Origin of the sequence: Novosphingobium percolationis, assembly GCF_020179425.1 — a bacterium.
GTDB lineage: Bacteria > Pseudomonadota > Alphaproteobacteria > Sphingomonadales > Sphingomonadaceae > Novosphingobium > Novosphingobium percolationis.
Window position 1 is genome coordinate 513399 of sequence record NZ_JAILYM010000002.1, and the last position, 24907, is coordinate 538305.

Sequence of the window (24907 nt, forward strand, 5' to 3'; positions counted from 1 at the left end):
CCTCCGCCCGCCCTTATCACGCTGCAACCGTGGGCGGGCGGAGAGGACCTTACCGGAATACCCCTCGCGGCAATCACGCCACGAAGACCAAAAGGAGGACGACCCCATGTCTGAACCGCAACGCGCCCGCGCTGTCCTCTCGACCGAGGACTTCAAGCTGATCCGCGAAGCCGTACTCTACTACCTCAAGGCGATCGAGGATCAGCCGGAATCGGTGAAGTTCTCGAACCTCTACCATCGCCTCGGCAGCGCCATGGGCCGTTAAGGCCGGGCGATACGCCTTCACGAGACTTTCCTGGGGAGGAAAGGAGGCCCGCTGCACCAAGGTGCGGCGGGCCTTTTCGTGTGCCTTGCCGGCCCCCAAGCCCCGCTTCACACCCCTTCAGTTTTTCTGAAGCGACATAACTCAACTGATGTACTAGAGATTGAGTCGCCGGGCGGGGCCGTCCTCTCCCTCTGCTATGCGATTGCCCCGTCCGGCCGCGGCTTTTGATGGATGCCAGCTTGCTCCGCGTCACCAACGGCTAAAGCGCACGAATGCGGGGCGGCGACGCCAGGTTCGTGTTCCGATGAACGGAGATACGACATGACCCCCTCGCTTGCCCGCCCGCACCCGCTTCCCCGCATTCCCCGCGCGCGCCTGGCCGCGCCGCGTGCGCCGCACCCGTCATGGCGGCTGCAGGGCGATCCGGCTGCGTCAAAGCGCGCATTGTCCGCCGAGGATTTCTGGCGCAGGCTCGATCCCTGACGTCGTCCTCTCCCGCCACCGTTCCAGCGAAGCGAAGACGAGAAGCCCGATGAAGACCGCTCTGATCATCCGCCACGTTCCCCACGAAGGGGTGGCCGGGTATCGCCAGCCGATCGAGCAGGCCGGATACCATGTCGACCGCATCGACGTGAGCGATCCCGCGTTCGCCACGCTTGACTTGCGCGAGCCCGACCTGCTGATCATGATGGGCGGGCCGATGGGCGTCTACGAACATGAGGCGCACCCGTGGATCCGCTGCCAACTGCGCCGCCTGGCGCTGCGGCTCGAAGCCGACCGGCCGACCCTGGGGGTGTGCTTCGGCGCGCAGATGGTCGCCGCCGCACTGGGGGCGCAGGTCCATCCCGGCCACGCCAAGGAAGTGGGTTTCCACCCCGTCACCGTGCACGATTGCGAAGGGCCGCTGCGCCATGTCGAGGACGTGCCCGTGCTGCACTGGCATGGCGATACCTTTACCTTGCCCGAAGGCGTCGACCTGCTCGCGTCGAGCGCGCTCTATCCGCACCAGGCCTTTTCGCGCGGGCGCAACCTGCTGGCACTGCAGTTCCATGCCGAGATGGGCGAGGACCCGCGATTCGACGCTTGGATCGAACAGGGGCCTGAAGACATCGCCGCGGCCGGCCTGTGTCCCGACCGGCTGCGCGCCGCGCACGATGCGCATGGGCAGCAGGCCGTGGCGGCTGGCAGGGCGATGATCGGGCAATGGCTGGAAGGCCTTGCCTGAGCGAGGGAAGAACGGGCCATGCTGCGCAGCATCCGGCCGCACAGGGCTTTTCTGAAATTGCCCCGATTCGCGCGGTAATGCTTTATAAGGGTTAAGATTATCCTTCGTACCATCCCATTTGGGGACGGTTGTGCATGCAGGCGCTTTTTGCGCCAGCTTCGCGCTGTTTTTTGCAGCATCGGAATCCTCGCATTTGCAACCTCTTGGCAGTTTTCGGCCATCGGGTAGTAACGAAGGATATAGTTAACCCAACCAAGAGCTATATTGCCGACTAATTTCCCGCAACACAGGTAGTCCGAAGGTTTACGAGGTTAATCGTAAATAACGATAGTCGGTCGCGGGACAGGATCCATTCGAACCTCCGGGCATGTCCCGGCGATCGCTATTCGCATCCTCTTCCCGTGTCGCGTCGAACGAGGAGGGGACAGGACCATGGCATCTACCACGAAGATCACTTCGCCAGCCAAGACGACCGTGAAGGTCGCCATGTTGACCGGCGGCGCAGGCGACGACAGTTTCAGCGGCGCGAATTCGGCCTATAACTGGCTGAACGAGGACGCGGCGCTGAACGGCAACCTCAACGTGCTGGCGAACGATCCGGGCTCGGCCAAGATCTACTCGCTGTCGGCAACGGCGCTCAGCGGCACCAGCGCGGCGTCGCAGCTCGCGTCCAACGTGGTGGCCAACACCACGGGCACCGGCTATGTCGAGTTCCCGATCTCGATCAACGGCGCGACGGCGATGGGCCGCGTTTCGGCCAATGCCGACGGCACGCTGCATGTCGACCTGCAGCACCTGCGCGCACAATTGCAGACGCTGGGCGTCAGCGAGAGCGCGACGGCGAGCTTCTACTATGTCGTGCAGATGGCCAATGGCGCGCTGAGCGAAGCCAAGGTCTCGATCACCATCGAAGGCGAGAACGACGGGCCGAAGCTGGTCAGCGCGGACCAGACCGGCCGGGTCGAGGAAGACGGCCAGCAGACCGCCACCGGCCAGGTCGTCGCCAGCGACGTCGACCACGGCGACCACCTGACGTATTCGATCGCCGAAACGCAGGGCCACTATGGCGCGATCGCGATCGATGCCGAAACGGGCGTCTGGACCTACACGCTGGCCAACGACAGCGCCGCGGTGCAGGATCTCGCCGAAGGCGAGCAGAAGACCGACACCTTCACCGTGACCGTCAGCGATGGCAACGGCGGCACGATCACCCAGACCGTCACCGTCACCGTCACCGGCGACAACGATGGCCCCACCGGATCGGCCACGGCTGAGCTTGGCAACGGGACGGAAGATACCAGCTACACCATCACCGCAGCTGATCTGCTGCAGGGCTTCTCCGATCGCGACAGCGACGGTGCGCTGCATGTCGAGGACGTCCAGGTCTCGCACGCCACGGTTCACGACAATGGCGATGGCACCTACACCGTCAACTTCGATGCCAACTACAACGGCCCGGCCGAAGTGACCTACAAGGTGGTCGACAACCACGACGCCTCGGTCCCGGCCTCGCTCTCGCTCAGCGTGGGCGCAGTGGCGGACCTTTCGGTGGCCGACAGCAGCGCCAGCGGCAACGAGGATACCGACATCACCGGCGACGTCGGTGCGGGCACCACGTCGGGCGGGTCGCTCGATTATGTCGTGGCGACGGGTCCGGCCAATGGCTCGGTCGTGGTCCATGGGGATGGCACCTATACCTATACGCCGGATGCCAACTATCACGGCGCGGACAGCTTCACCGTCACGGTGACCGATGCTGCGGCTGGCGAGGAAAAGACGGTCACGATCGACCTTGCGGTGGCGTCGGTGGCGGACCTTGCGGTGGCGGACAGCAGCGCCAGCGGCAACGAGGATACCGACATCACCGGCGACGTCGGCGGGAGCACCACGTCGGGCGGGGCGCTCGGCTATGCGCTCCAGACCGGCCCGGCGCACGGGACTCTCACGCTTGGGGCCAATGGCGGCTACACCTACACGCCCGACGCCAACTACAACGGCAGCGACAGCTTCCAGGTGACGGTGAGCGATGGCGCTGCGGGCGAGAGCAGCACCGTTTCGGTCAACCTGACGGTCAACGCGGTCAACGACCCGGCGACGATCGGCGGCCAGACTTCGGGAACGGTGGTCGAAGCGGGTAGCGCCAACAGCGGCGGCACGCCGACCGCGACGGGCAGCCTGACGGCCAGCGACGTGGACAATGCCGCCAACACCTTCCAGGCGGTGGCTACGGCCACGGCTTCGGCGAGTGGCTACGGCACGTTCACGATGACCGCCGGTGGCGCGTGGACCTATTCGCTCGACAACAACAACGCGGACGTGGCCGCGCTGAACGATGGCCAATCGCTGAATGACAGCTTCACTGTCCGCAGCGAGGACGGTACGGCGCAGGTCATTTCGATCCACATCGACGGGGCGAACGACACCGTGGTACCGGCGACGCGCGCCGCGGTTGTCACGACCGACAACGCCGGGGCGGATAACAACAACAACGACAACATCACCAGCCCGAGCATGACCGGCAGCAACACCGTTCAGGACCTCATCTACGGTGGGCCGGGCAATGACACCATCGACGGCCGCAACGACAATGACACCCTTTATGGTGGCAGCGGCAACGACACCATCATCGGCGGCCAGGGCAACGACGTGCTGTACGGCGGCAGCGGTTCGGACACGATCACCGGCAACGCCAACGATGACAGGATCTATGGCGGCGTGGGTGCGGATACCCTGTCGGGCAATGCAGGCGCCGACACCTTCTACTACCTGACGCTGGCCGATCGTGGCGACACGATCACCGACTTCACGGTGGGTACCGACAAGATCGACGTTTCGACGATCGATGCCGATGGTGTCGCCGCTGGCAACCAGGCGTTCGCCTGGGGCAACCAGACGGCGACCGCGCATGGCCTGTGGTTCGGTATGGAAGGCGCTGACACCTACGTCTATGCCGACACCGATGGTGACAAGACCACGGCCGAGTTCTGGGTCAAGCTGACGGGCACGGTCGCGCTGGCCAGCGATGGTTCCGACTTCGTGCTTTGACATTCCATTGCGCAACAAGGGGGAGGGGTTGCTTCGGTGGCCCCTTTTTCTTTGCGATTTCAATCGCTTGTAAACGCGGGTTTGCCTGAGGCCGTCCGCCCGATAAACCCTTTCGTCCTTTCGAGGTGCTGTTCCCAAGCCCACCCGCGGCACCTCGCGCTTGCGGGAATGGGTGCCGCTTGTCGGTAAGGCGTTGGCGGCATCAGGCCTTCATCAAGGAAACCCGCAAGCCCGCCGCCGCGCGCAAGGCCTGCGCCGGAAGACGTCCCGGGAGCCCGAGGGTGATAACCCTCGGACTTGCCCTTCAGCGTCTTGAAAAATCAGGGAACCGGCAGTTCCCGCACCGGATCGAGCGCGACCGGCGCGGCGGTGCGCCCCGCCGAAGGATCGCGCGCGGGCCGGGTGGCGTTGTTGCCCAGCGGCAGCGCATCGAGCGCGCGCACGGCGGGGGTGAGCAGCGGCACGTCGCCCTTGTGGTGCACATTGTCGAAGTGCGTGGCGGGATCGTAGCGCGCCTCGTCGGGCAGCAGCCAGTTCTGCTCGAGCGCGCCCATCGCGGCGAGCACGCGCGCCTGCGCGACATAGGCCCCGGCGATGGCGCTGTTGTAGTTGCTGCGCGCCAGCAGCAGTTCGCGCGCGAGGTCGAGCACGTCGAGCGTGGTGCGCAGGCCTGCGCGTTCCTGCAGCAGCGCCCCGTCATAGGCCTTGCGCGCGGATTCGACCGCCCCGGCAAAGCGTTCGATCGCGGCGGTCTGCGCCTTCCAGTCGTCCCAGGCCGAGGCGAGGGTGGCGCGGTTTTCGCGCAAGCTGGCGTCGATCAGGCGCCAATCGGCATCGTTGGCGGCGATGGCTTCGCCCACGCGCGCCTGGCGCAGGCCGCTTTCGTAGATCGGGCCGGACAGCACGACCTGCCCGGACACGCTGCGCTGGTCCTGCCGTCCGGTCGAATTGAAGAAGCTCGGCGGGCTCCACGAATTGGTGTAGTCGGCCTGGCCTTTCAGGTCGACGCGCGGCATCAGGTCGGCCTTGGCCGAGGCGAGGCTGGCGCGGCTGACCTTTTCGCGCTCCTGCGCGGCGATCAGCACCGGGTTGTGGCCTTCGGCATAGGCATAGGCCTGTTCGAGCGATTCGACCGGCAGGCGCAGCGGGTTGGGGGCAGCGAGCGCACCTGCGGGCGCGCCGACCATGCGCAGGAAGGTGGCTTCGCTGGCGGCGGCATCGCGCTGCGCGGTGTAGACTTGCGCGCGGCCGAGTTCGACGCGGGTTTCCACCTGCTGCACGTCGGTGGAGGTCACTTCGCGGCGCAGCAGGCGCGCGCGGTTGTCCGACAGTTCGCGTTCGAGCGTATCGAGGTTGTCGCGCGCGATGGTCACGCTCGTGCGGTCGCGCAGCAGCCCGACATAGGACGCGATGGCATCGAGCATGGCCTGCTGCTCGGTTGAGCGCATGACCTGCCGCTGGTAGCCGACTTGCGCCATGGCAAAGCGTTCGGCGGCGGCGTTGCGGCCGAAGGTGAACAGCGGCTGGGTGAGGATCGCGGTGGCGGTGGCGCTTTTGTAGGTGCCATCGGACCAGCCGTTGCCGGGCGTGCGCGTGCCCGAACGGGTGATGCCGTAATCGACCTGGAAATCGAGCCGAGGCCCGAACGCGGCGCGCGCCTGGGGCACGCGGTAATCGACGCTGCGCACGGCGGCGCGCTGGGCCAGAAGGCTGGGGCTGGTCCAGTAGGCCAGCCGCAGCGCCTGCGGCAGCGCCGCGACCGGCGTGCCCGCGCGCGCCGCTTCGGCGACGTCGGCAGGGGTGCCGCCGGGCAATTCGGGGGAATAGAGCATCGGCCCGCCGGTGCCGGTTTCATCGTCGGGCGGGCCCATGGTGCCGCTATCCTGCGCGGCAAGCGGCGTGGCGAACAGTGCCGCGCCCGCCAGCAAGGCCATCTGCTTGCGCATCCCGCTGTTCCCCTTCACGTGCCTGCCCCTCAATTGTCGCGGAAGGCGCGCATGAACTGGTCACGCAGCGGCTTGGTCAGGTACGAGAGCATCGAGCGCTCGCCGGTCTCGATATAGACCTCGGCGGGCATCCCGCTCTTGAGGTCGAGCGCTTCCTTGCGCACCTTGTCCTGCTCCACCGCGATGCGGACCATGTAGTACGAGGCCTTGGCTTCGGGGTTTTCGCTGCGGTCGGTGGCGACGTAGACGACCTTGCCGGGGATTTCCGGCGTGCTGGCGTGGTTGAAGGCGGTGAAGCGCACGCGGGCGTGCTGGCCCTGGATCACCTGGTCGATGTCGGCCGGGCTGATCATCGCCTCGACCACGAAGACGTCCTTGTCCGGCACGATCTCCATGATCGGTTCGGCGGGGCGGATCACGTCGCCGATCGCGGCGAAGGCGATCTTTTCGACCGTACCCGAATAGGGCGCGCGGATTTCGGTGCGCTGCCTCTGGTCGGCAGCGGCGACCGAGCGGACCTGCTGCTGGTTGAGCGCGGTGTTGACCTGCGCCAGATCGGTGCCGGCCTGGACGCGGCGGGTCTGGGCGAGTTGGATCGACTGTTCCTGCGCCTCGGTGATCTTGGCGCGGGCCTGCGCGATCTGCGATTGCAGCGCGCCGACGTTGCCGTCGAGATCCACGGCGGTGCGTTCGAGCTGGTTGAGCCGGTTGATCGTGACCAGCTGCTTGTCCCACAGATCCTTCACGCCCTGGCGTTCGGGCTCGATCAGCACGCGCTGCTGCTTGAGCGCGGCGATCTGCGATTCGAGGCCGTGGATTTCCTGGTTGTACTGCTGCACGCGCGCGGCGAGCTGGGCGCGGATCTGGCCTTCCTCGGTCTGGCGCAGGCGGAACAGCTTTTCCTCGTCGGCCATGGCCTTGCGCGCGCTGTCGGTGTTGGCCTGGGTCAGCTGCGCGGGAAAGCGGATGCCGCCTTCGCCAAGACGCTCGGCTTCGAGCCGGGCGCGCTGGGCGAGCAATTGTTCGACCGTCAGGTTCGACAGCGAGGCGTCGGTGCCGGTGACGGTGTCATCAAGGCGCAGCAGCAGCTGGCCCTCCTTCACGTGTTCGCCGTTATGGACGAGGATCTGCTCGATCACGCCGCCGGTGGGATGCGCAATGCGCTTGACCCGCCCTTCGACGCCGACCTGGCCGCCGCCGATCACCGCGCCGCCGATGGGCACGAGCGCGGCGAACAGGAACAGCACGACGAACAGCCCGGCGACGGTGTAGAGCAGGCGGCGCAGCAGCTTGGGCTGCTCGGCCTTTTCGGCGCCATCCTCCCACAGCACGGGCAGCAACTGGCGCGCGGGATCGGTGGGAAGCTGGGCGTTCATGCGGTGGCTCCCTTGGCGGTAGCGGCGCCCGGCGCTGCGGCGCCATTGGTGCCGGGCTGGATCCGCGAGGGATCGCCGCCCTGTTGCAGCCGCGCGAGCACGGCGTCGCGTTCGCCATAGTCGGCAATGCGGCCACCCTGCATCAGCGCGACGTGGGTGGCAGGGCCAAGCGTGGCGGGGCGGTGGGTGATCATGATGACGATGCCGCCGCGCTGGCGCACGCCGATCACCGCGTGGGCGAGCGCGGCATCGCCCGCCGCATCGAGGTTCGAATTGGCTTCATCCAGCACCAGCAGGAACGGATCGCCATAGAGCGCGCGGGCAAGTCCCATGCGCTGGCGCTGCCCTGCGGACAATTCCACGCCGCCGGCCGAAACCTGCGTTTCATAGCCATCGGGCAGCGAGAGCACGAGTTCGTGGACGCCCGCCGCCTTGGCCGCGGCGACCACGGCTTCGGAGGTGGCGTTCTCATCGAAGCGGGCGATGTTCTGGCCGATGGTGCCGTCCATCAGGTCGACGGTCTGGGGCACATAGCCGAAGTAGCTGCCGAGCGTGGCCGCGTCCCACTGGTCGAGCGTGGCGCCGTCCAGCCGGATCTCGCCGCGGTTGGGGCGCCAGATGCCAAGGATCGCGCGCACCAGCGAGGTCTTGCCCGCGGCGCTCGGCCCGATGATCGCCAGCGCCTGGCCGGGGGTGAGTTGCAGCGAGACGCCCGACACGGTGAAGCGCTGCGTGCCTGGCGGGGCCACCCACAAATCGCGCAGCAGCAGCTCGCCCGAAGGACGCGAGAGCTGGACTTCGCGCGCAGGCGGCTTGCGATAGGCCGAGACGGCCTGGACCACCCGGCTCCAGCCCGCGCGCGCGGCGACGAGGCCGCGCCAGTTGGCGATCGCCTGGTCGACCGGCGCGAGCGCGCGGCCCGACAGCACCGAGGAGGCGAGGATCACGCCGCCGCTGGCCTTGCCGTCGATCACCAGCAGCGCACCGACCGAGAGGATCAGCGATTGCAGCAGCATGCGGAACATGCGGCTGGCGCCGCCGAGGCGCGCGACGGTGCGCGAAAGGTAGGACTGCGCCTCGATGAAGCTGGTTTCCCAGCCCGAGGTGCGGGCCACCAGCCGTTCCTGCATGCCCATGGCGAGCGCGGATTCGGCAAAGCGGATCTCTGCCAGCGCGGCGGCGGAGCGGCGGCCGGTGATGTTCGCCAGCTCACGCGAGCCGGACTGCGTGCGGCGGTTCGAAACCAGCGCGAGGCTGGCCATCACCAGCACGCCGAACAGCGCGGTCAACCCCAGCCACCAGTGCAGCGAGGCGAGCACGATCAGGAACATGATCACCCAGGGCAGGTCGATCAGCGCGATCGGCCCCTGGCCGGCAAGGAAGGTGTGGATGGAATCGAGATCGCGGGTGAATTGCAGCCCGTCGCCCTTTTCCGCGCCGTTGCGCAAGGGGCGCGTGACGGTGGCGTAGTGGACGGCTTCGAACAGATCGTCGTGGACGCCGTTGGCGACGCCGAGCAGCGCCTCGCTGCGGATCGCCTCGAACACGGACTGGAAGGCGTAGACCAGCACCAGCATCAGGAACAGGCCGATCAGCGTGGGGATCGACCGGCTCGGAAGAACCGAGTCATAGACGAGCATCATATAAGCCGAGCCCGCAAAGACGAGCACGTTGAGCAGGATGCTGGCCACGGCGACGAGGACAAGTCCCCCGCGGTAACGGCGAACGAAAAGGTTAAGAAACTGCCGGTCCACGTCTTTCGGTTCCCCCCGATGTTCGGGCTAAAGCAATCGCGGCGCAGCCGCAAGCGTCAAGCCCGCGCGCATCGCGCAGGCTTGTTGCGACAGCATGACCATGCTGTCGCGGTGGGTTAACGTACCTTGCGGGGAAAACGTTGCGCGGGTTCGTTTTCTTCCACGCGGGCTGCACCTGCGATCATGATTTCGCACCACAGGCCGCGGCGATCGAAGTTCACTTCGACCGCCTCGAGCCCGGGCTGCGGCATCAACAGCCGCGTGCCGATCCCTTCGCGCGTGGGCGGCTTTACCACAGGGCCGCCGAATTCCTTCCACAGCAGGTACAGGTTGCAGCCGTCTATCGCCATGAACCAGCTGAGTTCGACCCGCCCGCCTGCGTTGGACAGCGCGCCGTGCTTGATCGCGTTGGTGGCCAGTTCGTGCAGCGCCATGATCAGCGGGATGCAACTGGCGCCCGGCAGCACGCACTGGTCGCCGGAAAGCCGGATGCGCTCCTCCATGCCGAAGGGCTCCAGCGTGCGCTGCGCGATTTCGGGCAGGCGTCCTTCGGTCTCGGTGCCGATGCGCAGCAGGTCGCTGGCGTGGGCGAGGCCTTCCAGCCGTCCCGAGAATTCGCGATAGAAGTCGAGCGGATTTTCCGCCTTCGGCCCACGCGAGGCGAGCGCCTGGATGATCGCCAGCATGTTGCGCACGCGATGGCGCAATTCGCGGTTGAAGCCTTCGGCCTGCAGGTTCAGCGCATCGAGTTCGCGCACGGCGCTGCGCAGTGCCGCGCCTGCGGTCAGGATCAGGCCCGCCGAAAACGCGAAGAGCGCGAAGAAGATCACGCGCGTGGGGTTGACCTCGGAGAACCACGCACCGCCGCCGAACAGCCGTTGCGACAGCATGGCCGCGACCCAGGCCAGCACCACGGCATAGCGCGTGTCGAGGATGAGCGAGCCGATCAGGATGCTGGGCCAATAGGTCAGGAACGGTAGTCCCAGCGCGCCGCGATCGACCGTCGCGCGCAGCGCCGTGGGCGCGGCGAGCAGTACCGCGACCCAGAACAGCTGTTCCGCGAATCCCCTGTGCCGGGTCAGCGCCTTGCGGACCGCGGTGGCTCTGGTCATGCGCTCGCGTTCCCCCGCAGCGTGTCGAGCGCGACGTTGCGCGTCGATCATTTGGTCCATTCCGGACCATCTTAGGCGACAGCCCGGTGCAACGCCATGGGATATATGAACAAATCAAGGTAACACATTCCACAAGAAATCCTGTTATCGACAAGTTAACCGCAGATTACGCTGCAATGGTTTGCCACGGGTGGTCGGCCATGGGCGGTTTGCCTTGTGGGTGCGGGGCTGGGGCTGGGTGTGCGACGGTCGGTTTCAGGCGGCGTTCGACAGGTTCATCGCGCGCGGCGGAGCCAGCCGGAGTGCATCGGCCAGCGCGATCACGGTTGCCACCGCGTGCGCCTCTTCGGGGGTAAGGCCGCCGAAATCGGGGAGGAAGGCGCGACAGGCCTGCAGGAAGTTGCCGGGATTGCGCTCCAGTTCCGAGCGATACTGGTCGATGGTCGAACAGCCGTCGATCTCGGCCCAGTTCAGCCCCTGCGGCGAAGGGCGTTCGTGAAAGGCCCAGAGCGCGGCGATGGCGCGCTCGACCGCGTCGCGCGCCTGTTCGGGCAGCGCGGCGCCTGATGCACGGGCTTTCAGCCTTTGGCGATAGCGGCGCTGCCGCTCGGCGTTGGTCATGGCCATGGTGGCCATCGTGCTAGGCCGGGGCGCGCAAGAAAAGCGTTAGGCGCCTGTTACGTGACACCCCTGAGGGCAGGCCTTGGCCGAGCGGCCCCGCCGCTTACTCGCCGGGATCGCTGACGGCCAGCAGCGCAAGTTCGGTGCGGTTCTCGATGCCCAGCTTCTGATACATAGCATGAAGGTAGACCTTCACCGTGCCTTCGCCGATGTTCAGTTCCGCGCCGATGTCGCGGTTGCGCATGCCGCGCGCGACCAGCCGCGCGATCTTGCGTTCGCGCGGGTTCAGCCGGTCGAGCGGCCCGGCCTGGGGGCTGAGCGACAGGTCGAGCGCGCGTTGCAGGAAGACAGGCGCGATGGCTTTCTGCCCGGCGTGGACCTTTTCGAGCACGTCGATCAGTTCTTCCTCGGCACCGTCCTTCGACACGATGCCATCGACGCCCGCGCGCATCACCGACAGCAGCTGGCGGTCGTTGATCTCGGCGGTGAGCAGCACGACCGGGCGCTTGTCGCCCCGCCCGCGCAGTACTTCCAGCGCCTCCACCCCGTTCATGCCGGGCATGTTGATATCGAGCAGGACGATCGCGGGATCGTGCGTCTCGACCGCAGCGACGGTTTCCTCGCCGCTGGCGGTGGCGGCCACGATCTGGAACGGCGTGCCGCGCAGCACCGCCTCGACGCCTGCGCGGATGAAGCCATGGTCGTCGGCTACGAGTACGGGGATCATGCGGCCATCCTTGCAGGCAGGGAAATATCGAGCAGCGCGCCCGGAGCGTTGTCAGCGATGGAGAGCCTGCCGCCAAGCGCCTCGACCCGCTCGCTGATCGAGCGGGGGCGGCGATTGGCGGGAAATCCGCCACCATCGTCGCCGATGCGCAGCCGCAAGGTTTCGCCCTCTCCGGCAATCGATACGACGACGCGTCTGCATTGCCCGTGCCGCGCGGCGTTGGCAACACCTTCACGTACCATCTGCCGCAGCTCGTAGGCCAGTTCGATCGACACGGGCAGGGGCCGCACCGAGGCATCCAGCCGCGTTTCGATGTGCCAGTGCAGGCCCAGTTCGATCAGCAGCGCTTCGAGTTCTTCGGCAAGGTCGGTACGGCGGTCGCCGTCCTCGCCGCGGCGCAGGCGGTCGATCAGGCTGCGCAACTGCACCTGTTCGCGGCGCAGGGCGTCCTTGATCGCGTTGATCTCGCCTTCGGGATCGTTGCCTTCGCGAATCCAGCGGCGCAGCGCCTCGATGCGGAAGAGCGTGCCGGCCAGAAACTGGGCCACGCTGTCGTGCAGGTCGCGCGCGAGCGCATTGCGAATGCCCGAGGCGGCCGCTTCCTGCGCCAGCGAGGCCATTTCCTCACGATCGAGCGCAAGGCCGATCTCGCGCGCGAAGGCGTCGAGCAAGGGCAGGTCGTCGACGCACATGTCGTCGATGCCCCACACCAGCAGTTCGCCATCGCCGGCCGCGGTCGAGAAGGAGGCGACAAGCCCCTCGGTCACGCCGCAATAGCCCGCGATCGGCACGGTCGCCGCGCCGGTGGCGGCCACCAGCCCTTCGTCCGGCAGGCTGGTGATGGTGCGCCCGCGCATGGTGTCGAACAGCGTCGGCGGCCAGCTGCGCGCGAAGTCCTCGGACAGCGCACCGGGCGGCGCCATGGCGTGGGTCGATACGCCCGCATCATCGCGCACCACTTCGACCAGCGGTTCCTCGTGGCGCAGCAGGGCGATCGCGGCACCGCGCGCGCCCAGGCTGCGGCGCACTTCTGCGGCCGCCTCTGCCAGCACCCGCAGCCAGCGTTCGCCCGGAACGCCACCGGGGTCGGGCAGGTCGACCCGCCGGGCGATGCGCTGGTCGCCGCTCAGCCAGACCATCACGATCGACAGCAGCAGCATGTAGACCTGGCGGCGGCCGAAGCGGTAGATGTCGATATCGAGGTTCAGCGCGAACAGCGCGCCGCCCGCCAGCGTGTTGGCGCCGAGCAGCGCCAGCGCGGTCACCGCAATGCCGCCCCAGCCCCAGCGCAAGTTCGCCGTGACCAGAAGAAACGCGGCAAAGGCCATGAACGGACTGGCAAATTCGGTGTTCGCGGATTCGGTGAAGTAGACCCCGGCGATGAACGCGAGGATATCGACGGCATGGACGATGCGCGCGATGCGGAAATCGTACCACCAGCTACGCCAGGCGAGCGATACCAGGCCCGCGGCAAAGACCATGTAGCCCGACAGGATATAGAGCCCGATATTGCCTGCGCGCACCGGCTGCGTCGGCTCGATCGCCACCGCGAGCAGGAACACCATCGCCAGCACGGCGCGCGTGGTGGCGAGGATCTTGCCCGTGCGGCGCAGGAACATGCGCTGGCGATCGCTGACTGACATTCACCCCCACACGTGTCTGCCGCGGCCAGCGAGATCCGGCCGGACCAACTCACGACGACGGCGCGCCGGCCCCCCGCCAGTCGCCGCGTGCTGCTGCCGATCCGATGGCCCGCGTTTCCGCGCAGGCCCGTTCTCAGAATTTTGATTCCAAACGACGAACGGCGACTTGCAGCGAGCGTCGTATTAGATCATTTTCAATAAGAAAGGTGCGAAAAAAGTGCATCTGTCCCGGAATCGGTCAATTCGGCCGGTTCCGGCAGAAGGGCGAACGGGTCGCCGCAATGAAGGCTTTTGGGCAACGGGGGACCGGCGTGGCTCCATCGGGGCGCGCCGCCGCAGGACGGCGACAGACGGCATGATCATGACTTTTCCGCTGCAGGCCGATGACGATGCGTCGGACGCGTTGCGAGACGCGCTGGACGCACTCACGCCCAAGCAGCGCGAGGTGCTCGATCTCCTGATCCAGCACAAGACATCCAAGGAAATATCGCGGGCGCTCGGCATTTCGCCGCATACCGTCGACCAGCGGATCATGCTGGCGCGCGCCAAGCTGAACGTGGCGACGCGCGGCGAAGTGGCGCAGCAGTACCGTCGCCTGCTTGAAGAACGGCGGGAAGCCGTGCCTTCGCCGGAACCGGTGCTAACCGACGATATATGGGAAAAACCCATATATGACTCGTCCTACGTCGCCGATGACCGTTCGGCCATGCACTTTGCCGAACGGGAAGACGAGGTGCCGGGGCAGACCGCCATCAATCGTTTGCACCAGCCCCCGCACGAGACGGGGACGGTAGCGACGGGCGCGGCGGTCATGGTCAACGGAGACTATCACCACGTCCTTCCGGAGATGTTCGACGGACCGAACGGGACTCTGGTGCGCCTCGGCGCGATCGCCGCGATCACCGTGTTCCTGATCCTGATCATCCTCGGCGGCCTCGCGATCTTTTCGCAGCTGTCGCAGATCATCGGGCACTGAGCCGCCGCAATATCTCCCTTGTGCAACGGGTCCGGGGCCAGCCCCGGATGGAAGGGGAAAAGCGATGAAGTTCGAAAACACCGCCATGGGCATGACCACCGACGTGGCGCAGCTGCGCATCACCCGCGACCTGCACGAAGCCGAGGCCGCGCTCGACGCAGCGCTGGTCACGCAGGCCCGGCTGCTCCAGACCATGGTCGGCGCGCGGCGCGAGACCGGCGTTGCGCCGTTCCTGGGCCAGGACGCGCTGATGCGGCTGGTGAAGAGCCAGCAGGGCCTGGTCGACGCCGGCGGCGAACTGGCGCGCGTCCACGGGCGCCTGAGCACGATCGCGGTCGAAACCAATGGCGGCAACGATGCCTGTCCGCCCGCCGCGCGCGAAGCCGACGAGGATGCCGGCATCGCGGTCCGGGCCGCCTGATGCGGGTCGGCGGGGCGCGAGGGCACGACCGCCATGGCCTTGCGGCACGTGGCGGGCAGTGCGCTCGCCCCCCGCGACCGGCGATGACGCTGTCGTGATGCGCAGATGATGTCCCTCTGGATCCCACGCATTGCGCTGGTTCTCGCCGTGCTGTTCGCGGTGCGGCGTGGAGGAGAGCCCGAACGGCTGGTCGCCGCGGTGCTGCTCGCCACGTTCGCGTTCGATGTCGCCAACCACGCCTGGCTCGGCACGCCCGACTGGTTTGCGGTCAATCCCGGACACCTCGTGATCGATGGCTGGGCCTTCATCACGCTGCTGTGGGTTGCGCTGCACGCCAATCGCGGATGGCCGCTCTGGGTGAGTTCCTCGCAGGTGATCGTGGTGCTTGGCCACGCCGCCAAGGCCTGGGAGCTGGACATGGTGCGATGGGCCTACTGGGCGATGACCCAGACGCCCTTCGTGTTCCAGCTTTGCGTGCTGGCGCTGGGAACGGGAAAGCACGTCGCGCGGCAGCGCCGGATCGGCGCTTACCACGCCTGGCGTCCCGCCTGAGTCTCGCGCCTTCGCGCGGCGACCGGCCGACGCCGTTTCGCGGGACGCGTGCTCCCTTGCCGGAGCCGCGCCTGCTGCAAGGAAACACACCATGACCGTCCGTTCGATGATGGCCGCCGGGCGCCGGGGATTCGCGTCCTCGACCGCCGCCACTGCCGCCAGCCCGATGATCCCGGCGCCGCCAGCGGCGTCGCCTTCCACATCGCGCGCGCCGCGCGACGCCGCGGGCCGCGCCGCCGTGGCGCTGGCGCACGAACTCTATGTCGCGCGCCGCCGCCGCGAACGTCACTTCACCGGCGACCTGTTCGGCGAGCCGACCTGGGACATCCTTCTGGACCTGTATGTCGCCGCGCGCGAGGATCGCCGCGTGCCGACCACCAGCGCCTGCATCGGCGCGCACGTCCCGCCGACAACGGCGCTGCGCTGGCTGCGCATCCTGGAGGCCAAGGGCCACGTCGAGCGCGAGGACGACGGGCGCGACGGCCGGCGCACGTTCGTGCGGCTGACCGACATGGGGCTGGCGGCGATGGACGCCTGGCTTTCGGGCTTGATCATGACGCTCGACAAGGCGCTGACGAAGGCGCGCGCGCCCCATCCCGAGGATGATGCGACGCGCGACGACGTGGGCCTCACCGTGGCGCGATAGTGCGCTGGCGGGTTTGACCCTCGATCAGCGGCGATAGTAGCGGCACTTGCGCTGGCCCTTCTTGGCGATTTCGTGGCCGGCGATGCCGCCCGCCGCCGCGCCCAGCACGGTGCCGGTGGTGCCGCCCGCGATGACCTTGCCCAGCACCGCGCCGCCGACCGCGCCGAGCACGGCGCCTTCGGTCTTGCTCAGCCGCTTGCCACAGCGCGCTTCGGCCGGAGCGGCGGCGAGCAGGCCGAGCGCGCCCAGCGCGAGAAGGGCAGGACGAGTTGAACGAAGCGGACGGATCATTGTTGATTTCTCCATGAGTGCGACACGCGCGGGGAACGCCCCGCCAACGCGCGCACTCTGCCGTGGTTCCGCAACGCCCGCCACAAACCTGCGACCAACCGCCCGTCGCATTTCATGCCGCGTGGGGCGGCGACGCGTTTGTCGCCGCCCCTTCCTACGGATCAACGTGGCGCTTCAGCTATCCTGCTGGCGCGTCTGGTCGTGCTGCTGGCGCCTGGGCGGCTGACCGCCGAGCTGGTTCTCGCGATCCTGCTGCTGGTCCATCTGGCCCTGCTGCACGTCGCTCTGCTGCTGCAGCTGCTGCTGCTGGCGTCCGTCCTGACGGTTTGCATCCTGTCGCCGCTCGCCGCCCATCTGCCCGCCGGGCTTGTTGCCGTTGTTGCTGGTCATCATCACTCTCCTGCGCGCCGGCATCGTCTGGCCGGTGCATGGAGAGACAACGGACCGGCGCGCGCCGCCGTTCCGCCGGTCAGCGCGTGTCGGTGGCCTTCTGTCGCAGGCTGCGGATCCGGCGGTCCGGGTCGAGGCGGAGCAGCAGGTCCGCGCGGGGCGGCATTTCGCGCAGGATGTGCCGGGTCAGCCTTTCGTAGTGGGCGATGAAGCGGGCGAGGGCGGCGTCGTCCATGCCCCGGCCTGCGCGGCGCAACGGCTCCTCCTGCTGCGCGCGCCACACCGGGACCACGCCGAAGTCGGGCGCTTCGAGCAGCACCTGGACATCGATCCGGTCGAACAGCGCGCGATATTCGCCGCCCAGCGCGGCGTTGACATGGGCACGCCAGCGCCCGTCGGCATCCTCGTCGGCCTCCAGCGCATTGACCGGCTGTTCCAGCGCCTCCGCATCCTGTGGCCTTGCACCCAGGCACCAGCCTTCGAGCACGAGCACTTGCGTGGCGGCGGACGCGCGGTCCCATGCCGCGATTGGCGCGCGGTCGTCGGCGCCCTTGTCGAAGCGCGGCAGCGGGGCAGGCTCGCCCCGCTCGAGCGCGGCGATCGTGTCGAGCCCCAGCGCGACGTCGTGCGTTCCGGGCACGCCGCGCGTGGCCAGCAGCGGATGGACATCGCGCGCCAGCGCCGTGCGTTCGGCCTTCGTCCGGTACAGGTCGTCGAGCGACAGCGCCGCCGCCCGCACGCCGTCGTCGCGCAGGCGCGCCACCAGGCCCGCCGCGAGCGTCGTCTTTCCCGACCCTTGCGCGCCGGTCACGCCCACCACCAGCAGCCGCCCGTCGCTGCGGGCCAGCCGCGCGCGCACTGCCGATTCCACCGCGGCCAGCGCCGAGGTTCCGCTCTCCATCGCCTCGCTTGCCCGCCGTGCCAGCACCGCCTCCCTTGTTTTCGTCAGCTTGGCGTTGATCGAGGCGCGAATCTGCGCGATCTTCTCGGGGTCGTTTTCCTCTGCGATCCATGCCGCGCGCAAGCGGTCATAGACGGGGTGCCCCGGCTTGAGGTCTTCCTCGCGCATCGCGCCATAGCGATGCCCGCGCCGGTTGCGCAGCACGAACATGGTCAGCGCGTTGTTGTAGTGGCGATAGCGGTGGACGACTTCGCCATTGGCCACGACCACGCGCTCCTCGCCTTCGAGCGCGCGCGCGACGGTCAGGTCCTCCAGCCGGGCGAGGCCCCGGTCGAGCGCGGCTTCCCATGCGGCGCGAAAGCCGTCCGCGCCGGGCGCGGCGCGCAGGCGGTAGAGCGCTTCGAGGCTGGCGCCGATGCTGCGCGCGGCCTCGGTCACCACGCCGCACGCGGCAAGCGCGGCGATGAACGCGCGCTGGCGCGGTTCGGTCAGCGAATTGCGGCGCGGTGCCACGCGCGGCACGGGTATGAAATCGAGCAGCGGGTCGCCACTGGCGGGCGGTGGTACAGCATGGGCCGTCACGCTCGTCCGCCCCCGGCTTGCCCGCTTTGCCACGATCACGCCCATTGCCTGCCTCCATGTTCGCGATCTGTTTCATATCGCGAAGGTGTATCTGTAGGAAAGGCGGTGACCAGCTTCGCCTTGCATCGATTATCCGTACGGATAAGTTGACTGACTTAAACGATCCCGCCCAAGGGACGCCGCACGCGAGAGGACGCCGCCATGCCCCGCTTCACCAAGCTCGACGAACGCTTCATCCACCAGATTCCCGAGCCGTTCCCGAACACGGTCGCCTATCACCGTGACTGGCGCGAAAGCCTGTTCCACCACATGCACCCGAAGGATCGGCCCGGCGACGTGGTGATCCTGACGCTTGCGCACTATCCGGCGCGCGGCGTGATGGATTCGCTGCAACTGGGCCGGGTGGGCGATGCGCCGACTTTCGCGCTGCACGAACGCGCGGTCGACGGCGACCAGGACGATTTCAGGGTCGGCCCCGTGACCATCGATGTCGAGGAACCCCTGAAGCGCATCCGCCTGCGGGTCGAGGAATGTGCCGAGGCGCCGGTCGCGATGGACCTGACCTTCACCGCGCGCACGCAGCCCTATTGCCTGCGTCGGGGGACGATGAAGGCCGGACATGATCTGGTCTGGGACCAGTCGCACATGTTCCAGTCGGGCCGCTTCGACGGCTGGTATCGGCACGAGGGCAAGACCTATGAAGTGACCGACTGGGTGGGGCAGCGCGACCATTCCTGGGGTATCCGCACCCACGATCGCTGCCCGTGCTGGATCTGGCTGGCGATCCAGCTGCCTGAAGCGATGCTCGCGGTGTGGCACTGGGAATATCCCAATGGCGCTATCGTCGCGACCGATGGCTGCTATGCGCCCACCGACGGCAGCGACCCGATCCCGGTGGTGCGGTTCGAACACGACCTGACCTGGCTCGACGCGGCGGGCAAGCCGACCAGCTATGAACGCATCGGCGATCACGTCATGGGGCTTGCCGGAACCGTGGCGTTCACACTGGAAGGCGGGCGGCGGATCGAGATCGACGCGACGGGGTGCTGGGCGCAGCGCTATTCGGACCCGAGCCAGCCCTACGATCCCGACGCGGACCACGCGCCGGTCGGCGGCGGACTGTGCGAGATGGTCGTGGAAACCCGCGATGGGTCGAAGGGAACCGCGATCTACGAAGTGACCGGCCAGTGGCATCACAAGTACTTCCCGCTCGCCCGCGGCAAGCGCTTCCCGCCACATGGCTACACGCCCGCCTTCGACGAACGCGCGCGCTGAAACGCGAACGGCGCCGCCCCGGTGGGAGCGGCGCCGTCGTTGCTTTCGGCAATGGGCAGGAGCGTCAGAAGCTCTTGCGCACCGTCATGCCGATCTTGCGCGGGGTGCCGATGTTGTAGCCGATGCGCGCGCGGCCACCGCGTTCGCGGTCGAGCGAGAGCAGCGGGGTCTCGTCGAACAGGTTGTTGACGTAGACCAGCACCGACAGGCCGTTCTTCCATTCCACGCCCGTCGACAGGTTGACGAGGTTGTAGCTCGGCAGCTGGTACGAACCGAAGGTGTACGAGCCCGAACCCGAAGCCCCGGTGCCGGGGTTGAAGTAGAGCGAATTGCCGAACGTGCCCGCACCCGGCTCCTGGTCGGAAGGCTGGGTGAAGCGGTTGCCGACGTGGCTGAACGTGGCGTTGAAGGTCCAGTCCATGTCGTCGGTGATGGCATAGGCATAGCTCGCCGTGGCCGACATCTGGAACTTCGGCACCGTGGGGAGGCGGTTGCCGTCGCGGATCCCGGCGATGACGTTGCCCGAGGCATCGGTGACGCTGCTGTCGAACTTCGAGTCGATCACGCTGCCGTTGATTGAAAGGTCGAAGCCGGGCGCCGGGCGCGCGCTCAGTTCGACTTCGACGCCGGTCGAATGCGCCTTGGGCACGTTGAACACCACGCGCGACGAGCACGATCCGGCATCGGCAGTGACCTGCAGGTTCTTGATGTCGTTGTAGAACACCGCCGCGTTGAAGGTGATGCCACGGGTCGAGGCCTTCACTCCGGCCTCGTAGTTCCACAGGCTTTCGTCTTCGTACTTGGGATGCCCGCCGAAGGTCTTGGCGTCCGTCCCGGTCGCGCCGCCCGAGCACAGCGGGATATTCAGCGGATCGTTCACGCCGCCGAGGCGGAAGCCCTTCGAGGCCTGCACGTTGAACGACAGGTCGCGGCTGGGTTCGTAGCTGACGATGAAGCGCGGGTTGAACCCGGTCGACTTGGTCTTGTCGCCGATGTTGCGGTCGCCGTTGGCGAACAAGCCGCCCGAGATGAAGTTGCGCTCTTCCTTGAAGTCGTAATAGCGCCCGCCGCCAGTCAGCTTGATATCGCCGACCTTGTAGCTGGCCTCGCCAAACAGTGCGAACTGTTTGATCTTGTACGGAATGTCGGCGTTGTACGGCGAATCCGAGGGGAAGCCGTTGGCGACCGAGGCCGAAACGCCTTCGCCCAGCGCCTCGTCGACATAGGCGTCGTAGCCGGGGGTCGGCAGGCGCTGTTCGTACGTGCGCTTGATGTCGCTGTAGAAGCCGCCCAGCACCCATTGGAACGGACCCGACCCCGACGAGGCGAGGCGAAGTTCCTGCGTCCACGTGTTGAGCCTGGTGGTGTCGCGCAGGTTCGACGGCAGGTCGATCGCGCCCGCGGGCAGGCTCAGCGACACGCCCACCGACCCGGTCAGAGCCGAGGCGTCGCGGCTGACTAGGATGTTGCGGTGGATGTAGCTGGTCACCGAGGTCGCCTCGATGCCGTCGGCCACCGGAGCGCTGATGGTGAGGTCGGCCAGCGTGGTCTTGTCGTGGAACTGCTCGCGCAGCTTCAGGTACTGCGTGCGCTCGTCGATCGGCGCGCCGCCCGCCAGCGGGCTCTGGTAGAGGTTGTAGACGTCCTCGCGGTTGAAGCCGTTGACCTTGATGTCCTGGTAGACGATGCGCGGCGTGATCTTCACGCCTTCGACCGGTTCCAGCAGCAGCGCCGCGCGACCGCCGAAGCGTTCGCCGTCGTTGACGTGGTTGCCCGCCGCCGGGCCGATCGCCTTGATGAACCCGGCGAAGTGCTCGCCATAGCCGACCACGCGCAGCGCGGCCTTTTCGCCCAGCGGCACGTTCACCGCGCCCTTGAGCGAATAGCCGACGTCGCCGCCCTTGAACACGTTGACGTCGCCCGCGACCTGGCCTTCGGTGCGGCCGAGCTTGGGCTGGTTGGTGATGTAGCGCACGGTGCCGCCGACCGAACCCGAGCCGAACAGCGTGCCCTGCGGCCCGCGCAGCGTTTCGACGCGGTTGAGGTCGAACAGGTCGAAGTCGGGCGTGAACAGCGACAGCGACGTCACCGATTCATCGAGGTAGATGCCGACCTGTTCCTTCACGCCCGGCTGGTCGCGGACGATCTGCCCGGCCGAGACGCCGCGCACCGAGACCTGGCTCTGGCCCGGCCCGAGGTTCTGCACGGTGAGGCCTGCGACGGCGCGCGAGATGTCCTCGATCGAATTGGCGCCCATCTTCTCGATCTGCGCAGAGGTCTGCGCGTTGACCGAGAACGGGACTTCCTGGATGCTCTGGGCGCGCTTGGTGGCGGTGACGATGATCTCGTTGCCGTCCGATGCCGTGGCGTCCGCGCTCTGGGCATGGGCCGGAGTGGCGACGGAGAAAAGCGCTGCGCTCGACGCGAGCAGAATGCTGCGCGCCTTGGTGGCGTTACGGGCCATTGTATCCTCTCCCTGCAAGTCTGTGCGGGTTGTGTTCTGGTTGTCGTGTCTTGGTCGACGCCGCGTGGGCGCCATGCCCGTCTTAATGCTGCAACATGGCGCCGCGCCGCAATGCTGGCCGAAGGTGCAGCATCGGTTTGCCACACCCCTGTGATTCTCTTGCAACAGGGGGCTTTCAGGGCCTTGATTCACTTGGGAAATCTGCGGGGATCAGCCCCAGGCGCGGGCGAATATGTCGAGCCGGGCGAGCAGCCGCGCCTTGTATTCGTCGGCGATCCACGCCGCGCCGATGGCGTTGCGGGCCAGCGTCAGCAATTCGCGCTGGGTCAGGCCTGCCGCGTTTTGGACGCGTGCGAGCACGTCGGTCAGATAGGCCCCGCCATAGGCCGGGGCATGCGAGGTGAGTGTCACGTCCAGCCCTGCGTCGAGCAGCTGGCGGACCGCTTCGCCGCCTTCCGGCTCGCCGGGAAAGCCGGGGCAGACGGTCAGGGCCAGCCCGCGCTGGCGGGCCAGTGCCATCACGTCGGGCATGGCAAGGATCGCGCCGCCATGGTCGATGCGGTCGATCTTCAGGTCTACCACCGCCTGCCGCAACTGCGCGCCTTCGCACTGCGCTGCCACCTTCAGTCCGCCTTCGCGGGCACGGGCGACGAGTGCGGCGAACCGCGCCGGGGCATGGCCGCGCACATCGCCTTCGAGGCCCACGCCGACCAGATGCTCGCGCCAGGGCAGGGCGCTTTCGAGAAGTCGCGCCGCCGCGTCGGGCTCCAGCTCGCGCCCGAGCCCCAGGATGAGGCCGGACGATATGCCATAGAGCCGCGCCGCCGTGCCGCGCGCACGGCTGATGCCCAGCAGCGCCGTCTCCACCGCCAGCCCGCGCGACACGTGGAGCGCAGGCTCGAACACCATTTCGACATGGAGCACGTTCTGCGATGCCGCCCGGGCAATATAAGCGAGCGCAAGGTCGTGGAAGTCCTGCTCGGTCAGCAGGACCTTCACGCCTTCGCGGTAGGCGGCAAGGAAGCGCGGCTGGTCGAGATCGATACGGCTAGCCGCCAGCGCGGCCACGTCGGCGAAGGGCAGGGGAACCGCGTTGCGCTGCGCCAGCTTGAACGCGAGCGCGGGTTCGAGCGTGCCTTCGACGTGGACGTGGTACTCGGCCTTGGGGATGACGCGCAGGAACCGGGCCATCTGCAACGCGTCGCCGGAGGGCGGGGCGGGTGGGGCCGACGGCGCGGAGACAATGATGTCCTGCGCGCGCACGCGGCCGGCCATCGCGCCGGTCAGCGCCGCGCTGCCCAGCGCCAGCGCTCCGCGCACCATGTCCCGTCGCGCCAGCTTCATGTCGTGCCCATGCTCCACCGTTGGATTGCGGGGCGTCTATCCCAACACAGCCCCCTGCCTGTCCAGTGCCAAGCCGGGTCGGTCACGCGTGCGCCGCTCCCCGCCACGCCCGTGGCCTGACCGCGCCTTGACCGCAACCGCCACTTCCTTTAGGGACCCATCCGTTCCGCATCCGGATTCGGTTGCGGGAAGAGCTGAACATTGCCGGTGCGTGCTGGGCCTTTCGCCTTGTGTAACCCGTCAAAGTAACCCGGGGCCTCGGCACGGGTGGAGCGTTTCAAGCTCGTCGATGCGCCCGTCCTGCGGGTGCCTTGGTCCCGGCTACCGGCCCGGGCCGTTGACGATCTTTTCTCCCTTCACCTTGTGCATTGGCGCCACAGTCCAAGGTGAAGAGTACTTCATGCCCACGATCAACCAGCTGATCCGCAAGGGTCGCGAACCGCAGAAGGCCAAGAGCAAGGTCCCTGCGATGGAGCAGAACCCGCAGAAGCGCGGCGTTTGCACCCGCGTCTACACGACCACCCCGAAGAAGCCGAACTCGGCGCTTCGCAAGGTCGCCAAGATCCGCCTGACCAACAGCCGCGAAGTCATTTCGTACATCCCCGGTGAAGGCCACAACCTTCAGGAGCACTCGGTCGTGCTCATCCGTGGTGGCCGCGTCCGAGATCTTCCCGGTGTTCGCTACCACGTCCTGCGTGGCGTGCTCGATACCCAGGGCGTCAAGGACCGCAAGCAGAGCCGCTCGAAGTACGGCGCCAAGCGCCCGAAGTAAGCCCGGCTCCACCGGATCAACCGGGGCGCGCCGGAATGGCGCCCCCAGGGGCCAGAGAACTGGCCGAAGAATAAGGAAATTGCGATGTCTCGTCGTCGTCGTCCCGAAAAGCGGGAAATCCTGCCCGATCCGAAGTTCGGTGATCAGGTCCTGTCGAAGTTCATGAACAACCTCATGCTCGACGGCAAGAAGTCGGTCGCTGAATCGATCGTCTACGGTGCTCTCGACACCATGCAGGCCCGCGCCAAGGCGGACCCGCTGCAGCTGTTCCACGATGCGCTGAACAACGTGAAGCCGCAGATCGAAGTGCGCAGCCGCCGCGTCGGTGGTGCCACCTACCAGGTGCCGGTCGAAGTCCGCGTCGAACGCGCCCAGGCGCTGGCGATCCGCTGGCTGATCACCGCCGCGCGCAACCGCAGCGAGACCACGATGTCGGCGCGCCTGTCGGGCGAACTGCTCGACGCCGCCAACAACCGTGGCAACGCGGTCAAGAAGCGTGAAGACACCCACCGCATGGCCGACGCCAACCGCGCGTTCAGCCACTACCGCTGGTAAGCCGTTCTTCCGTTTCTGGTCGTC

23 protein-coding genes are annotated in these 24907 nt (G+C 67.4%); 11 read left to right on the top strand and 12 right to left on the bottom strand.

Annotated elements, in window-relative coordinates:
• Positions 1-106: 106 nt before the first annotated feature.
• The 4 genes from K3A84_RS06950 (at position 107) to K3A84_RS06965 (ending at position 4535) form a co-directional block, all read left to right on the top strand.
• Positions 107-265 (top strand): hypothetical protein, encoded by a 159-nt coding sequence (locus tag K3A84_RS06950; RefSeq protein WP_225008600.1) that lies wholly within the window; start codon positions 107-109, stop codon positions 263-265.
• A gap of 321 nt (positions 266-586) precedes the next feature.
• A complete protein-coding gene (locus tag K3A84_RS06955; protein ID WP_225008601.1) occupies positions 587-748 on the top strand; it encodes a hypothetical protein in 162 nt (53 codons plus the stop codon).
• 49 nt (positions 749-797) lie between these two features.
• Positions 798-1490, top strand: a complete 693-nt coding sequence (locus K3A84_RS06960) for a glutamine amidotransferase (RefSeq protein ID WP_225008602.1) — start codon at positions 798-800, stop codon at positions 1488-1490.
• 432 nt (positions 1491-1922) lie between these two features.
• The gene (locus tag K3A84_RS06965) at positions 1923-4535 is read left to right on the top strand and encodes a VCBS domain-containing protein (protein ID WP_225008603.1); all 2613 of its coding nucleotides are present in this window, start codon (positions 1923-1925) and stop codon (positions 4533-4535) included.
• A gap of 320 nt (positions 4536-4855) precedes the next feature.
• Here K3A84_RS06965 and K3A84_RS06970 read toward each other — a convergent pair whose 3' ends face one another.
• The 7 genes from K3A84_RS06970 to K3A84_RS07000 all read right to left on the bottom strand — a co-directional run bounded on the left by K3A84_RS06970 (position 4856) and on the right by K3A84_RS07000 (position 13714).
• Positions 4856-6499, bottom strand: a complete 1644-nt coding sequence (locus tag K3A84_RS06970; RefSeq protein ID WP_225008604.1) for a TolC family outer membrane protein — start codon at positions 6497-6499, stop codon at positions 4856-4858.
• A gap of 11 nt (positions 6500-6510) precedes the next feature.
• Positions 6511-7857, bottom strand: a complete 1347-nt coding sequence (locus tag K3A84_RS06975; protein WP_225008605.1) for an HlyD family type I secretion periplasmic adaptor subunit — start codon at positions 7855-7857, stop codon at positions 6511-6513.
• Entirely contained in the window at positions 7854-9611 is a 1758-nt protein-coding gene (locus K3A84_RS06980) for a type I secretion system permease/ATPase (RefSeq protein WP_225008606.1), read from the bottom strand. Before K3A84_RS06980 ends, K3A84_RS06975 begins: the two co-directional genes overlap by 4 nt.
• A 116-nt stretch (positions 9612-9727) precedes the next feature.
• Positions 9728-10723 carry a sensor histidine kinase gene (locus K3A84_RS06985; RefSeq protein ID WP_225008607.1) on the bottom strand — a complete coding sequence of 332 codons (996 nt, stop codon included), beginning with the start codon at positions 10721-10723 and terminating at the stop codon, positions 9728-9730.
• 255 nt (positions 10724-10978) lie between these two features.
• Entirely contained in the window at positions 10979-11359 is a 381-nt protein-coding gene (locus K3A84_RS06990; RefSeq protein ID WP_225008608.1) for a hypothetical protein, read from the bottom strand.
• 88 nt (positions 11360-11447) lie between these two features.
• Positions 11448-12071, bottom strand: coding sequence for a response regulator (locus tag K3A84_RS06995; protein WP_225008609.1), 624 nt, complete (start codon positions 12069-12071; stop codon positions 11448-11450).
• Positions 12068-13714 carry a sensor histidine kinase gene (locus K3A84_RS07000; protein WP_225008610.1) on the bottom strand — a complete coding sequence of 549 codons (1647 nt, stop codon included), beginning with the start codon at positions 13712-13714 and terminating at the stop codon, positions 12068-12070. Before K3A84_RS07000 ends, K3A84_RS06995 begins: the two co-directional genes overlap by 4 nt.
• Positions 13715-14069: 355 nt before the next feature.
• On the opposite strand from K3A84_RS07000, the gene K3A84_RS07005 reads away from it, so the two are divergent.
• The 4 genes from K3A84_RS07005 (at position 14070) to K3A84_RS07020 (ending at position 16309) form a co-directional block, all read left to right on the top strand.
• Positions 14070-14690 (top strand): helix-turn-helix domain-containing protein, encoded by a 621-nt coding sequence (locus K3A84_RS07005; protein WP_225008611.1) that lies wholly within the window; start codon positions 14070-14072, stop codon positions 14688-14690.
• A gap of 64 nt (positions 14691-14754) precedes the next feature.
• Positions 14755-15111 (top strand): hypothetical protein, encoded by a 357-nt coding sequence (locus K3A84_RS07010; RefSeq protein ID WP_225008612.1) that lies wholly within the window; start codon positions 14755-14757, stop codon positions 15109-15111.
• Between the two features lie 105 nt (positions 15112-15216).
• Positions 15217-15663: a hypothetical protein gene (locus K3A84_RS07015; RefSeq protein ID WP_225008613.1), complete on the top strand. Its 447-nt coding sequence runs from the start codon at positions 15217-15219 to the stop codon at positions 15661-15663.
• A gap of 91 nt (positions 15664-15754) precedes the next feature.
• A complete protein-coding gene (locus K3A84_RS07020; RefSeq protein WP_225008614.1) occupies positions 15755-16309 on the top strand; it encodes a helix-turn-helix domain-containing protein in 555 nt (184 codons plus the stop codon).
• 24 nt (positions 16310-16333) lie between these two features.
• On the opposite strand, the gene K3A84_RS07025 is transcribed toward K3A84_RS07020, so the two are convergent.
• From K3A84_RS07025 to K3A84_RS07035, 3 genes are all read right to left on the bottom strand, one after another.
• Positions 16334-16600, bottom strand: a complete 267-nt coding sequence (locus K3A84_RS07025) for a glycine zipper 2TM domain-containing protein (RefSeq protein ID WP_225008615.1) — start codon at positions 16598-16600, stop codon at positions 16334-16336.
• A gap of 174 nt (positions 16601-16774) precedes the next feature.
• On the bottom strand, positions 16775-16993 hold the full coding sequence (locus K3A84_RS07030) for a hypothetical protein (protein WP_225008616.1): 219 nt from the start codon (positions 16991-16993) through the stop codon (positions 16775-16777).
• Positions 16994-17069: 76 nt separating this feature from the next.
• Entirely contained in the window at positions 17070-17891 is an 822-nt protein-coding gene (locus K3A84_RS07035; protein WP_225008901.1) for a kinase, read from the bottom strand.
• Between the two features lie 783 nt (positions 17892-18674).
• Between K3A84_RS07035 and K3A84_RS07040 the strand changes: the two genes are divergently transcribed.
• Entirely contained in the window at positions 18675-19748 is a 1074-nt protein-coding gene (locus K3A84_RS07040) for a hypothetical protein (RefSeq protein WP_225008617.1), read from the top strand.
• A gap of 64 nt (positions 19749-19812) precedes the next feature.
• Here K3A84_RS07040 and K3A84_RS07045 read toward each other — a convergent pair whose 3' ends face one another.
• Complete coding sequence (locus K3A84_RS07045) at positions 19813-22212, bottom strand: TonB-dependent receptor (RefSeq protein WP_225008618.1); 2400 nt, start codon at positions 22210-22212, stop codon at positions 19813-19815.
• Between the two features lie 210 nt (positions 22213-22422).
• Complete coding sequence (gene add, locus K3A84_RS07050) at positions 22423-23556, bottom strand: adenosine deaminase (protein WP_225008619.1); 1134 nt, start codon at positions 23554-23556, stop codon at positions 22423-22425.
• 400 nt (positions 23557-23956) lie between these two features.
• Between add and rpsL the strand changes: the two genes are divergently transcribed.
• Positions 23957-24328 (top strand): 30S ribosomal protein S12, encoded by a 372-nt coding sequence (gene rpsL, locus K3A84_RS07055; RefSeq protein WP_169492430.1) that lies wholly within the window; start codon positions 23957-23959, stop codon positions 24326-24328.
• Between the two features lie 84 nt (positions 24329-24412).
• A complete protein-coding gene (gene rpsG / locus K3A84_RS07060; RefSeq protein WP_225008620.1) occupies positions 24413-24883 on the top strand; it encodes a 30S ribosomal protein S7 in 471 nt (156 codons plus the stop codon).
• The last annotated feature ends 24 nt before the right edge of the window (positions 24884-24907 follow it).